8 protein-coding genes are annotated in these 13,456 nt (G+C 66.4%); 7 read left to right on the forward strand and 1 reads right to left on the reverse strand.

Annotated features, from left to right (window positions below):
• Nucleotides 1-116 precede the first annotated feature (116 nt).
• The 3 genes from F8O06_RS00745 (at nucleotide 117) to F8O06_RS00755 (ending at nucleotide 5,240) form a co-directional block, all read left to right on the forward strand.
• Nucleotides 117-1,763 carry an HNH endonuclease gene (locus F8O06_RS00745; RefSeq protein ID WP_158037022.1) on the forward strand — a complete coding sequence of 549 codons (1,647 nt, stop codon included), beginning with the start codon at nucleotides 117-119 and terminating at the stop codon, nucleotides 1,761-1,763.
• 73 nt (nucleotides 1,764-1,836) lie between these two features.
• On the forward strand, nucleotides 1,837-2,550 hold the full coding sequence (locus tag F8O06_RS00750; protein WP_158037023.1) for a TetR family transcriptional regulator: 714 nt from the start codon (nucleotides 1,837-1,839) through the stop codon (nucleotides 2,548-2,550).
• Nucleotides 2,551-2,609: 59 nt separating this feature from the next.
• On the forward strand, nucleotides 2,610-5,240 hold the full coding sequence (locus tag F8O06_RS00755; protein WP_158037024.1) for an MMPL family transporter: 2,631 nt from the start codon (nucleotides 2,610-2,612) through the stop codon (nucleotides 5,238-5,240).
• A gap of 4 nt (nucleotides 5,241-5,244) precedes the next feature.
• Here the strand turns inward: F8O06_RS00755 and F8O06_RS00760 are convergent, their stop codons facing one another.
• Entirely contained in the window at nucleotides 5,245-5,679 is a 435-nt protein-coding gene (locus tag F8O06_RS00760; protein WP_158037025.1) for an META domain-containing protein, read from the reverse strand.
• 214 nt (nucleotides 5,680-5,893) lie between these two features.
• On the opposite strand from F8O06_RS00760, the gene F8O06_RS00765 reads away from it, so the two are divergent.
• The 4 genes from F8O06_RS00765 (at nucleotide 5,894) to F8O06_RS00780 (ending at nucleotide 13,424) form a co-directional block, all read left to right on the forward strand.
• A complete protein-coding gene (locus F8O06_RS00765) occupies nucleotides 5,894-7,999 on the forward strand; it encodes an Ig-like domain-containing protein (protein ID WP_158037026.1) in 2,106 nt (701 codons plus the stop codon).
• Between the two features lie 444 nt (nucleotides 8,000-8,443).
• Nucleotides 8,444-10,177: an ABC transporter ATP-binding protein gene (locus F8O06_RS00770; protein ID WP_158037027.1), complete on the forward strand. Its 1,734-nt coding sequence runs from the start codon at nucleotides 8,444-8,446 to the stop codon at nucleotides 10,175-10,177.
• Nucleotides 10,177-12,180: an ABC transporter ATP-binding protein gene (locus F8O06_RS00775; protein ID WP_158037028.1), complete on the forward strand. Its 2,004-nt coding sequence runs from the start codon at nucleotides 10,177-10,179 to the stop codon at nucleotides 12,178-12,180. The genes F8O06_RS00770 and F8O06_RS00775 overlap by 1 nt, the downstream gene beginning before the upstream one ends.
• 113 nt (nucleotides 12,181-12,293) lie before the next feature.
• Complete coding sequence (locus F8O06_RS00780; protein WP_158037029.1) at nucleotides 12,294-13,424, forward strand: PP2C family protein-serine/threonine phosphatase; 1,131 nt, start codon at nucleotides 12,294-12,296, stop codon at nucleotides 13,422-13,424.
• Nucleotides 13,425-13,456 lie beyond the last annotated feature (32 nt).

A 13,456-nucleotide genomic window follows, 5' to 3' on the forward strand; every position in this document is an offset into this window, starting at 1 on the left:
TTCAGTCGAGTCTATCGGACAGCATCCATATGAGGCGTGCTTCGGCGCCATTCCGGGGCTCGCGGGGGCGGTGACTGCAGTCGTCGAATGTCAGAGGGTGTGTGTTGAATCAGGACATGGAAGCCACAACGCACCTCGCGCAGCCCTCGCAGCCAGACCCGCTGCAGGCCTTGATCGCGCTCGGTCGCGTGGCCGGCGCGGTCGGTGCGCAGACCGGAGCGCCTGTGGCGGCATCTGGGCCTGCGTCGACGTCTGGTGCTGTGTCGGGGGCCGAGCATGCTGACACGAGTGGGCCCGGCTCGCGCTGGGGCGACCTGACAGGGGATGCCTTGGTCGCGGCCGTCGAACTCGTCGAGCACGCAGGGCGCGCCATAGATTCGCTGCGTGTGCAGGTGGCCGGTGAGGTGGCTCAGCGGTGCGCGGCGTGTGACAGCGACGAGCGTCTGTCGACGAAGTACGGACAGCGCACTGCGGCAGAACTCATCGAGTACGTGGCCGGAGTCTCGGCTCGGGAGGCACGCCGTCGGGTGCGGCTCAGCGAGCAGCTGCTCGGGCGAACGAGTGACACCGGCCTACCGTTGCCTCCGCTCTTCGCGCAGGCTGGTGCGGCGCTTGCGGCCGGTGACCTCGGCGTCGAAGCGGCCGAGGCCATCGTGAGCGAACTGGGCAAAGCGGCTCCCCGGGCTGATCTTGAGCTGCTGGATGCAGCCGAGTGCGCGCTCGTCGACGGGGCGTGCCCGCAGCGCGAGTCTGAGCAGACGAATGTCGGCTCACCGAATGCTGCAGGCGACGACGATCATGGTGAGTCGGGATACCTGCAGCGTGTGCCCGGCCTTTCCGCAGATCTGGTTCGGGTGCAGGCGCGAGCTTGGCGAGAGGCGCTCGACCCCGATGGGGTGCAGCCACGAGAAGACGAGGCGGTCAATCGACGCGACTTCTGGATTTCATCTCGGGCTCGCAACGGGCTGCATGCTGTGCGGGGTACGATCCCAGCTGATGTCGCAGCTCGTGCGCTCGCGGTCTTCGACGCCTGTCTCAGTGCGAAGACCCCGCCGCGGTTTCTGCGTGACGTCGTCGGCGGTGCAGATGCGACAGGTGATGAACACCGAGATGGCGTGAGCGGCAGTCGACCGACCGAGACGCGCACGCTCGGCCAACAGCGCGCCGACGTCTTCGCCGCCATGGTCGCCGCGCTCACCGGCAGCCCAGAGTTCCATATGCCGCCTGCGGTGATCGTGACGATCCCGGCTGCGGATCACTCTGCCAGTGGTTCTGCCAGTGGCTCTGGCTCATCTTCTGCAGAGGCCGCTCTCTCTGGCAGATGCTGTGGCATCGGACCGGTCGCCGAGACCGGCAGCATCTCGGGCGTCGACGACCCGGTCGCCGCGCAGACGATCGGTCGAATGGCCTGTGACGGCGGCGACCAGCTTGCACGGCTCGACGCACAGGGAGCCCTCGTCTCGCTCACGACGACGCAACGGGTGTTCAGCACGCACCAGCGGCGGGCGATCGCGGCTCGAGACGGTCACCAGTGCGCGATTCCGGGCTGTCGCATCCCTGCTCATGCGTGTGAGGCACACCATGTCGTGCCCTGGCAGCAGGGCGGTAAGACGCATGTCGGCAATGGCGTGCTGCTGTGCTGGTGGCACCACCGTCACATCGACAACGGAGCCTGGCAGATCACGATGTGCGAAGGCAGACCGCAGATCCGGCCGCCGCAGATTCGTTCGCTGCTGCATCAGACCGCACGTCGAAGGCGATGAAGAGGGCATGTTCACAGCGTCCGCTCAGCTCAAGTCATTGCACACCGGGCAAACTTGCACGTAGGGTAATTTCATGCCCGTCTCTTCTGCACCACAATCAGCGTCGCGTCCCGACGCTGTGCGTGAGCCTGGCCGACGCGAGCTCAATCGCGCGGCCACCCGAGCGGCAATCATCGATGCCGCCATCAGCCTGGTGCTCGAGCATGGGCGCGATCACGTGAACGTCGAGCAGATCGCCGAGCATGCAGGGGTCTCACGACGTACCTTCTTCAACTACTTTCCCGGCATCGACGCAGCGCTCAATGCGCCCACCGAAGACCTGCTGGTCAAGGCCCGACAGCAGATCGAGAATCGTCCCGCTGACGAATCCGTCATCGATGTCGTGATGCAGGTCTTCTCCAGCAGCGTCACGTCCAGCTATCTGCAGCAGTGCCTCGAACTGGCTGCTGCCCTCGACGGGCACGCCGAATTCCTGCAGTACGAACTGATGGCGTGGGATGAGGCGGAATCCCGGTTCGTCACCGCGCTGCAGCAGCGCGCGCCTGAGGGGATGCCACGCATACGCCTGGTGGTGTTCGTCGCGTCGGTGCTGGCGAGCTGCCGTGCGACCATCAACGTCTGGCTCGGCGAGCGACATCAGGGCGCAGCGGCAATCGGTGCCGCTGACTCGTCTCGTACGCACGTGCCTTTCGCAGGCGCTGCGCTCACCGACGCCGACCTCATCAACCTCAAAGACCAGCTGCTCGAAGCAGTCAAGACCGTGCGCGATGGATATCAGGATCTCTGATGCTGACCCCCTACCCGCAGACCGCGCTCTAGCCCGCCCCCACACGAAGGAATCTCTCCATGGCCTCACTGCTCTACCGACTCGGGCGCTTCAGCGCGGCGCACCGGCGCATGGTCGCATCGATCTGGCTGATCATCATGATCGCGGTGGGCGGGGCGGTCGCCGCCTTCGCCGGCACGACCAGCAACAACTTCACGATCCCGGGCACCCAGTCACAGACGCTGATCGACCGACTCTCCGATCGCATCCCCGCGGCATCGGGCGGCACCGGCAGCATCGTCTTCGATGCGGGCGAGGGAATGCAGTTCACCGACGAGCAGAAGGCGGCCATCGGGCGTGCGCTCGCCGACGTGAAGCAGCAGGACGCCGTCGCCACTGTGATCGACCCGTTCGAGACGCAGCAGCAGCTTGAGTCCGGCCGTCAGCAGATCGATCAGGGCAAACCCCAGCTCGACGCCGCAAAGGCGCAGCTTGACGCCGGTCAGCAGCAGCTGGATGCGGCGAAGAGCCCCCTCACTCAGCTCGAGCAGGCCCGCGACGCCGCGCAGCAGGCGGCGCAGCAGGCTGCTGATGCCGGGCAGTCCGCTGCAGCCGCGCAGGCCACCGCGCAGGCCGACGCCCTGACTGCGCAGCTCGAGGCCGCGCAGCAGCAGCTGGCGCCCCAGCAAGAGAAAATCGACGCCGGTCGCGCCGAACTCGACCGACAGCAGGCCGAACTTACTCGTGCCGAGCGCTCTCTCGATGCCGCATCCGGGGTGCAGCTGGTCTCAGACAACGGCCGCATCGCACAGGCGCAGGTGACCTTCACGACTTCGTCCGACAACGTCTCGGCCGAAGACAAAGAAGCCGTCGTCGAAGCCGTCAACCAGGCTCTCGACGGCTCTGGCGTGACGCCTCAGTACAGCACCGAGATCGCGTCGAGCATCTCAGGCCTGTTCGGCCCGGGCGAGGCGATCGGAATCCTGGTCGCCGCGATCGTGCTCGTCATCATGCTCGGCACGCTGATCGGTGCCGGTCTGCCGCTGCTCATGGCGATCGTCGGAGTGGTCGTCGGAGTCGGCACGACCTTCGCCCTCACCGGTGTGATCGAGATGACCTCGGTCTCGCCGATGCTCGCGCTGATGCTCGGCCTCGCCGTCGGCATCGACTACTCCCTCTTCATCGTCAATCGCCATCGCATCCAGCTGAAACAGGGCATGCCGATGCACGAGTCCATCGCACATGCCTCGGGCACGTCGGGCAACGCCGTGCTCTTCGCCGGGCTCACCGTGGTCATCGCGCTCGCCGCACTGGCCGTTCCCGGGCTGCCGTTCCTGACCGTGATGGGTCTCGCCGGTGCCGGCACGATCATCGTCGCCGTGCTCGTCGCGCTCACGCTGACGCCGGCCATGCTCGGCTTCGTGGGGATGCGCATCCTGAGCCGCCGGGAGCGGCGTGCGCTGCAGAGCTCCAGCGTCGACCCTGCCGCTGAAACGGCAGACGCAGCGGCAGAGCAGGCACCGAAGGCCTCGTCGCAGGCTGCCGCACCGTCCGCCTCGAAACGTTCGTCCAAGGCGGGCCCGCGCTGGGGGCGCATCGTGACTGCGCATCCGTGGCTGGCGCTTCTCGCCGGAGTCATCATCGCCGGGGTGCTTGCGCTGCCCGCCGGCCAGCTGCGGCTCGGGCTGCCCGACGGCAGCTCCGAAGAGCCCAGCAGCACGGCGTACAAGTCGTACCAGCTGATCAGTGAGAACTTCGGGGCCGGCTCGAACGGACCGCTGGTCGTCGTGGCAGAGCTGCCCGAGAGCGTCACCACGGCCGAGCAGCAGGAGGATGCCTCACTCGACCTGGCCGATCATCTGCGTTCGATCGACGGGGTCGCTGCCGCGGTGCCCGGCGGAGCGAGCGACGATCACCGCACCGCTGTGCTGCAGGTCGTCTCGAACGACGGCCCGTCGACGGAGCAGACCGAGCAGCTCGTCGAGCGCATTCGCGCCGATGCCGCCGAGATCGAGCAGCAGACCGGCGCGCAGGTCGGGGTGACCGGGCTCACCGCAGCGAACATCGACGTGTCGAAGAAGCTCGGTGACGCCCTGCCGCCGTATCTTGCGATCGTGGTCGGGCTCTCGCTCGTGCTGATGATTCTGGTGTTCAGGTCGGTGCTGCTGCCGGTGCTCGCGACGCTGGGATTCCTGCTCTCACTGGCCGCCAGCCTCGGAGCGGTCGTGGCGATCTACCAGTGGGGATGGCTGGGCTCTGTCTTCGGGGTGCACGACCCGGCCGCGGTGCTGAGCTTCCTGCCGATCATCCTGATCGGCGTGCTCTTCGGCCTGGCCATGGACTACCAGATGTTTCTGGGGTCAGGCATGCGCGAGAGCTTCGCACACGGGGCGACCCCGCGCCAGGCAGTGCTGCACGGCTACAAAGTCGGCGGTCGCGTGGTCGCGGCTGCGGCCATCATCATGATCAGCGTCTTCGCCGGGTTCGTCTTCTCGGAGCTGACCATGATTCGCCCGATCGGCTTCGCGCTCGCGTTCGGCGTGCTGATCGACGCGTTCCTGGTGCGCATGACGATCGTGCCTGCGGCGCTGTACCTGCTGCGGCGCTCGGCCTGGTGGATTCCCAAGTGGCTCGACCGCATTCTGCCCGACGTCGATGTGGAGGGCGCGAAACTCGATGCGCTGAAGTCGTCGTCGAAGCCGGCGCGGTGAGTCGTCAGCCGCGCTCCAGGGTGCCCAGCACGTCGCCGGCGTCGTCGAAGGCCGTCATCCGGTCGCCCTCGACGCTGACTTCGCGCGTCTTGTCAAGCCAGTCGAGAATGACGCTGCATCCGCGCAGCGTGTGCATGTCAAAGCGGAGCGTCGTGCGATCCTCGCCGCTTGGCGAGAAGCTGCCAGAGAGATTGTTGCAGTTGTCCGATCCGATGAACGTTCCGTCGTCGGAGAACGTCAGATAGGCACCCGTCGGGTCGTCTTTCCACGAGCCGATGAGGGAGGCCTGGAGGTCGGGAATCGCAGACGAAGCGACAGGTTCGTCAGCAGCAGAATCTGACGAGGTGGGTGTGGGGTCAGACCCCGAGGAGCCGCAGCCTGCGGCTGAGAATGCGATGGCGGTCACGAGTGTGACGGTGGCGAGATGATGCAGGCGCATGATGAACCCTCTCAGTCGAAGAAGCTGGGTCTTGCTGTGATTGTTGCACAGAGTTGACTAGAAATTCACAGCCATCTGATAGTCTCGCGTCGGCTGTTGAAATAGACGGCTGTCAAGACAACGACATGCTTTGCGCTGACTGGGGGGAACGCAGAGACGCTGTCCTCGGGCAGTGTTTGCTCCCGCGTCGCAATGAAGCTGACGAGAGGAACCAATGAAGTCGAGCTGGCTGAAGAAGTCGGTGGCCGCAGTCGGGGCGCCACTGGCGGCCCTGACTGTCACAGGCGTGTTCGCCACGTCTGTGGCCGCTCAAGAGAACACCACATCTGACACTCCGGGGAGCGCAGAGGCGCTGATCTCCGAGGTGCAGAACCAAGGGCCTGAGAAGGCCGAGCTGCTGCAGGGTGCGGCAACCAAGGCCGACGGCAAACTCATCGCGATCGTGAACACGGGCGACGACCAGAAGCTGAACCAGGCCGTAGAGCTCAAGACGCAGCTGGAAGACAAAGGCGTCGAGGTTTTGACCTCAGAGAAGGGTCTCACCGCGCTCGCGGGCGACGACCTGGTCGGCGGCGCAGGCTTCGCCACACCTGGTGCTCCGACGGCTGAAGGGCTGCCGTACGGGCTCTGCTCAGTCGGCTTCTCAGCGTGGTCCCCGAAGGGCGACCCGGCCTTCATCACTGCTGGTCATTGCTTCCCCAATACCTATGGCGACACGGTCTACCGGACTGATCCTCGGCATGACGAGGCGTTCGCCGGTGCAGGCAGCGCAGCGTCCGCAGACTTTGCCGGCGTGGCTCTCGGAACCAAGAAGTTTGCCCAGTTCGGCGGCCCGAACGGGACTGCCGGGGCGGAAGGCGACAAGAACTCGATCGACATCGCCGCTGTCGATGTGACTGATCCCTCCGCACGGACGCTCCCCGAAGTCACCGATTGGAGCACCGCATCCACTGGCGATCTCTCGGGCAGCACGTCAGTCGTGACCTCAGTGGGTGCAGCTCAGATCGGACAGTCGGCGACGCGCTCAGGGCGTACGACGAAGCCGAGCACGGGTGCCGTCTCAGCTGTGGACGGATGGATGCAGGTCGACAACAAGTTTGTGCACGGCTTCATGTTGGATGCATCGGCTGATCACGGTGACTCTGGCGGGTCGATCGTCCAAGGCACCAAGGCAGTCGGCGTGGTCTCAGGCGGAGGCGACGTCACCTACAGCGACGGCACGAAGAAGACCATCGTCTGGGGCGCATCTCTCGTCGACTCGCTGCCTGCGACCGGTGGATACAGCATCGCGCTGCATCTCGACGCGCCGAAGGTCACGACTCCGGCAGGTGCGAAGGTCGAACTCGGGTCGCCGATCACCGGCACCGCCCCGGCCAACACCAAGCTCGTCGTGGAGAACGGCGGCAAGACCACGAGTGTCGACGTCGACGGCAACGGCAACTGGTCGTTCCCGGTTCAGGCCCCGGCAGGAAAGCAGAGCTTCACCCTGCATGTCACTGACAAGGACAAGGGCTTCAACAAGTCGGCCACGGTCGAGACCTCGGTCGAGGCCGTCGTGCCCGCACCGGCCATCACGACACCGGCTGACGGCTCCACCGTCGCCGGGCCGCTGAGCGTGATCGAGGGCACCGGCGTCGCCGGAGCCACCGTCACCCTGACCGGCGACGTCACGCAGACGACAACGGTGGGTGCAGACGGCAAGTGGAGCGTCAAGCTCGACAACGCCCTGGACTACAGCAACGATCAGTACACCGTGAATGCCGTGCAGAAGCTCGGCGAGGTCGCCTCTGAGCAGGCAGCCACCTCGAAGTTCAAGGTGGTTCCCGCAGCTCCAGTCATCGAGAACCCGATCAACGGCACGGAGTTCGCCCACGATCAGCTGCCGACCACGATCAGCGGCACCGGCATCGCCGGAGCCGAACTCGCTGTGACCGTGCGCTCCGAACCACAGACCGTCACCACTGAGGTCGGCGAAGACGGCAAATGGAGCATCGCCGTCCCCGCTGGTCTCGAGGCCGGTCAGCACAGCATCACCGCAGTGCAGACCGTCGACGCAGTCGCGTCGCTTGAGGCTCAGGCAGCCTTCAGCATCCAGTCTGCACCGACGCCGGGCGGCACGGATCAGCCCGGTGGCGACCAGCAGCCTGCCGGCGACAAAAAGCCGGCCGCTCCTGCCGCCGAGGAGCCGGTGAAAGACGGCACGCTCGCACACACCGGTGCCGAGGCCGGGCAGTTCGGTCTGCTCGCCGCCGGCGCGGCCGCCATCGCGCTGGCAGGCGCAGGCGTGCTGCTGGCTCGTCGTCGCAGCTCGCAGCGATGAGTCTGACCCTCGACTGAGGGTCGCAGCACGATGACATCGCATCGGTGAGAGGGCCCCACCATTGGTGGGGCCCTCTTCTGCTTCCTGCCTGGGCTGCAGTTCGCGCCGGGGCCTCGAGCTTGAGTCGGGGCTTCGAGTTTGAGCCGGACCTCATGCGTCTGGCATACTGATGCAGCTGCGCTGTCATCCCCCAACGCGACACGCATCTGTTCCTGCACCTCCGACAATGCGAACACCCGTTCGCACCACACCGCGACGCTCCTGACAACGCTCAAGGCGACGCGCTGCGCGACCACCTGAGCCAGCATCCCCAGCCGATTTCGCAGTCGGGACGGCAGGCCACACATCGCGAGGCGTGCACCACCGAGTCGAGAGCGCTCGCAGAGGCTCAGGGCCGATGTGCTCGCCGGGCCGCTGACGTGTCCCCGCAGCAGAGAGACGCTCATGACTCTGCTCAGACTGCTGACCGCATTCACGAAGCGCTACTGGCCCTGGGTCGTGGCGGTCTTCGTGCTCCAGCTCGTCTCGACGCTGGCTGCGCTGTACCTGCCCAGCCTGAACGCCGAGATCATCGACGACGGCGTGAGCCAGGGCGACACCGATCTGATCTGGTCGATCGGCGCGAGGATGCTCCTGGTCTGCTTCGTCCAGGTGGTCACCGCCGTCGGTGGCATCTGGTTCGGTGCGCGCACCGCCATGGCCGTGGGGCGCGACCTGCGTGCCGGTGTGTTCGACACCGTCACGTCGATGAGCGCGCAGCAGGTGAGCGGACTCGGTGCCGCCACGCTGATCACCCGAGGCACGAACGACGTGCAGCAGGTGCAGATGCTGCTGCTCATGACCCTGAACTTCATGGTGTCGACCCCGATCATGTGCATCGGCGGCATCGTCATGGCCGTGCGCGAAGACGTCGGGCTGTCGTGGCTGGTCTGGGCGTCGGTGCCGCTGCTGCTGGTCATCGTGGGCTTTCTGGTCGCCCGACTCATGCCGCTCTTCCGCGGCATGCAGGATCGCATCGACGACATCAACGGCGTGCTGCGCGAACAGATCATCGGCATCCGCGTTGTGCGGGCGTTCGTGCGCGAACCGCATGAGACCACACGTTTCGCCGGCGCGAATCGACGTCTCACCGACGTCTCACTGAGAGTCGGCGCCATCTTCGTGCTCATGTTCCCCGTGATCGGCATGGTGCTGCACCTCGCGACCGCAGCAGTGCTGTGGTTCGGCGGCCACCGGGTTGACGCAGGCGAGATGCAGGTCGGTTCGCTCACCGCATTTCTGCAGTACCTGCTGCAGATTCTGATGGCCGTGATGATGGGCACTTTCATGGTCATGATGATTCCGCGCGCCGTCGTGTGCGCCGAGCGCATCGACGAAGTGCTGAGCACTGAGCCCGATCAGACCGAGCCCGAGCACGAACGCGAGGTGCCGCGCATCGGCGTGGTCGAGTTCGACGGCGCGGGCTTTCGCTACCCGGGTGCCGAGCAGCCGGTGCTCGCAGACCTGACCTTCACCGCGCGTCCCGGCGAGACGGTTGCGATCATCGGCTCGACGGGGTCGGGCAAGACCACGCTGCTCAGCCTGATTCCGCGACTGATGCAGGCGACCGCCGGCGAGGTTCGCATCGATGGCGTGCCGGTCGACGAGCTCTCGCGCCGTCAGCTCGCCGAGCGGGTGAGCCTGGTCACACAGCGGCCGTTTCTGTTCTCGGGCACGATCGCGAGCAACCTGCGCTTCGGGCGCGAGGACGCAACCGACGACCAGCTCTGGCAGGCGCTCGAGGTCGCACAGGCGGCCGATTTCGTGCGCGAGCATCCCGACGGCCTCGAACGCCGCATCTCGCAGGGCGGCACCAACGTCTCGGGCGGCCAGCGGCAGCGACTCTGCATCGCGCGCACGCTGGTCGCGCACCCCGACGTCTACCTCTTCGACGACTCGTTCTCAGCTCTCGACGTGGCGACGGATGCGCGGCTGCGGCGCGCCCTGAAGCCTGCGCTGGCCGGGTCGACGGCGATCATCGTGGCGCAGCGCGTCGCGACGATTCGCGAGGCGGATCGCATCCTCGTGCTCGACGACGGACGCATCGTCGGTCAGGGCACGCACGATGAGCTGCTCGCCTCGAACGAGACCTATCAACAGATCGTCAGATCGCAGCTGTCGGCAGAGGAGGTGGCGTGATGAGCGAACGCGCAGACAAGCGAGACGCGGCACAGACGAAGGCCGCGGCCTCACACGTGCACGAACCCGATGACGAGGACTTCACACCGACGCCCGGCGACGGCGACATGTTCGGAGACGCCCCAGCGGTCACCAAGGCCCAGCACTTCTGGCCGTCGGTGCGACGCCTCTTCGGCCTGCTCGCGCCGCACAAGCTGCCGCTCGTGCTGGTGCTGCTGTTCGTCACCTGCTCGGTGGTGCTGAACGTCTGGGCGCCCAAGGTGCTGGGGCAGGCGATGGACACCATCTTCAACGGCGTCGTCGGCAGCCAGCTGCCGCAGGGCGTCAGCCGAGATCAGCTCGTCGAGCAGATGCGTGCCCAGGGCAACACGCAGATGGCCGACATGCTCGCCAACATGGACGTGGTGCCCGGCATGGGCATCGACTTCACCCGACTCGGCGTCATCATCGTCATCGTGCTGGGCATGTATGTGATCTCGTCGGCGTTCATGTGGGCGCAGGGCGAGGTGCTCAACCGCATCACCATGCAGGCCGTCAGCAAGCTGCGCTCTCGGGTCGAAGACAAACTCAACGCGCTGCCTTTGAGCTATTTCGACACTCGCAAACGCGGCGATCTGCTCTCGCGCGTCACCAACGACGTCGACAACGTGCAGAACGCCCTGCAGCAGGCCTTCGCCCAGCTCGTGCAGTCGGCGCTGAGCGTCATCGGCGTCACGGTGATGATGTTCGTCGTCTCGTGGCAGCTTGCGCTGGTCGCCCTGCTCGCGCTGCCGCTCGCCGCTGTGATCACGGGCGTGATCGGCGTGCGCTCGCAGAAGCTCTTCGCGGCTCAGTGGAAAGAGACCGGCCAGCTCAACGGCACCATCGAGGAGTCGTTCTCAGGGCACGACCTGGTGACCATCTTCGGGCGCAGCGACCGCATGGAGCAGGCTTTCACCGAGCAGAACGGCCGCCTCTACCAGGCGTCGGCGGGCGCGCAGTTCGTCTCGGGCATGATCATGCCGGTGATGCAGTTCGTCTCGTACCTGTCGTATGTGGGCATCGCGGTGCTCGGCGGGCTGAAGGTCGCCTCGGGCACGATGACGCTGGGCGACGCGACCGCGTTCATCCAGTACTCGCGCGAGTTCACTCAGCCGCTCGCACAGATGTCGGGCATGGCCAACATGCTGCAGTCGGGCGTCGCCTCGGCCGAGCGCATCTTCGAGCTGCTCGACGCTGACGAACAGGATCCCGACACCGTCACCGAGGAGCTTCCCGAGCATCCGACCGGGCGCGTCACCTTCGACGACGTGAGCTTCAGCTACGACCCGGAGGAGTCGCTCATCGAGCACCTCTCGTTCGAGGCGCAGCCGGGCCAGACGATCGCGATCGTCGGCCCGACCGGGGCAGGCAAGACCACTCTGGTCAATCTGCTGATGCGGTTCTACGAACTCACCTCGGGGCGCATCCTGCTCGACGGCGTCGACATCACAGACATCTCACGCGCCGACCTGCGCTCGCAGACCGGCATGGTGCTGCAGGACACCTGGCTGTTCAAGGGCAGCATCCTCGAGAACATCCGTTACGGCCGACTCGATGCGACCGACGACGAGGTCGTGGCCGCGGCACAGGCCACCTTCGTCGATCGCTTCGTGCGCCAGCTGCCTGATGGCTACGACACCGTCATCGACGAAGAGAACGGCAGCATCTCGGCCGGCGAACGTCAGCTGATCACCATCGCGCGAGCGTTCCTCGCCCGACCGACGCTGCTGATCCTGGACGAGGCGACCTCTGCGGTCGACACCCGCACCGAGGCGCTGGTGCAGCACGCGATGGCTGCCCTGCGCACCGATCGCACCTCGTTCGTGATCGCCCACCGACTCTCCACGATTCGTGACGCCGACACGATTCTGGTCATGGAGCACGGCAGCATCGTCGAGCAGGGCAGTCATGACGAGCTGCTCGAACAGCACGGCGCCTATCGTCGCCTCTATGAGAGTCAGTTCAGCGGCGCGGCCGAGTGAGCGGGACTCAGCCGCTGCTCGCGCGGCTGTGACGCCCTTCGGCTGACGACTCGGGCGAAGCGGCAGGGTAACGTTGAGGCGAGCATCGCCGCCGACATGAGGAGCCCACCACCGTGAACGCCCTGCAGATCAACGCCGCTCTCGCCACTGACGTCGGTCTGCGGCGCAGGCTGAACGAAGACTCCGGCATCGCCGAGCGACCGGTCTATGCGGTCGCCGACGGCATGGGCGGGCACGACTCGGGCGAGGTCGCGAGCGAGCTGGTGGTCGAACGGCTGGGTGCGCTGGCAGCGGCTTCGACCGGTGGTGCGACATCGGCGGATGCGGTGGCGGATGCTCTGCGGCAGGCCCAGCGCGAGGTTGCCGAGCTCTCGGCGAGTCGCCCCCATGGGGCAGGGTCGACCGTCAGCGGCGTCGCGCTGGTCGAGTCGGCAGGCGAGCCGCACTGGCTGGTCTTCAACGTGGGCGACTCGCGCGTGTACCGGTCGCGCAATGGGTCTCTGGTGCAGTGGACGCGCGACCACTCGCAGCTGCAGCAGTGGCTCGACGCCGGTCGCATCACGCCCGAGCAGGCCGCAGAGAGCTCACGAAGCAACGAGATCACGAAGGCGGTCGGGGGCGACGACTCCGATCCCGACTTCTTTCTGGCGCCGGTCGTCACCGGCGAGCGGCTGCTCATCTGCTCTGACGGGCTGCACGGTCTGGTCAGCGCCGAGGCGCTGCGGGCCTCGCTCGTGATGGGCGGCACTCCCCAGACCACGGCCGACTCGCTCGTGGAGCGTGCGCTGATCGCCGGGGGCACCGACAACGTCACGGTGATCGTGGTCGACGTGGTGTCTGGCGGGCTGCTCAGCGATCCGGAGTCGCCCAGCGAAAGCCTCGCCTCACGGGCCGACGCGGCGCTGGTGCACAACAAGCGTCGAAGCGCGGCTCATCATGAAGTCGAGCACTCCGCAGAGACCGGCGACACCCGCTATGTCTCTCGATCGAGCCGACGGGCGCGAATCCTCACTGAGGCAGACGAGACCGTGCTGATCACTCCCAGTGAGTCCGGCGACGACCTCGACGACGACCTCGACGACGACACCGTCGTGATCAGGCGCGGGCCGACTGCTGTCCCAGACGAGTGTGTCGTCGAACACATCGACGACACAGTGCCGGTCGGCCGGGCCTCCGACGGGGCCGACACCAGGCCGATTCGCCGCGAGCGGCGTGCGCGAGCATCCGTCGAACGTTCGCAATAGTCATTTCGACGTGTGTCTTCGCCCTCCTGTGC

It is taken from the genome of Pseudoclavibacter sp. CFCC 14310 (genome assembly GCF_008831165.1).
Taxonomy (GTDB): Bacteria; Actinomycetota; Actinomycetes; order Actinomycetales; family Microbacteriaceae; genus Pseudoclavibacter_A.

Coding starts and splice junctions, on each gene's coding strand:
- F8O06_RS00755 (WP_158037024.1), top strand. CDS start 2,610: ATGGCCTCACTGCTCTACCGACTCGGGCGCTTCAGCGCGGCGCACCGG.
- F8O06_RS00765 (WP_158037026.1), top strand. CDS start 5,894: ATGAAGTCGAGCTGGCTGAAGAAGTCGGTGGCCGCAGTCGGGGCGCCA.
- F8O06_RS00750 (WP_158037023.1), top strand. CDS start 1,837: ATGCCCGTCTCTTCTGCACCACAATCAGCGTCGCGTCCCGACGCTGTG.
- F8O06_RS00760 (WP_158037025.1), bottom strand. CDS start 5,679: ATGCGCCTGCATCATCTCGCCACCGTCACACTCGTGACCGCCATCGCA.
- F8O06_RS00745 (WP_158037022.1), top strand. CDS start 117: ATGGAAGCCACAACGCACCTCGCGCAGCCCTCGCAGCCAGACCCGCTG.
- F8O06_RS00770 (WP_158037027.1), top strand. CDS start 8,444: ATGACTCTGCTCAGACTGCTGACCGCATTCACGAAGCGCTACTGGCCC.
- F8O06_RS00775 (WP_158037028.1), top strand. CDS start 10,177: ATGAGCGAACGCGCAGACAAGCGAGACGCGGCACAGACGAAGGCCGCG.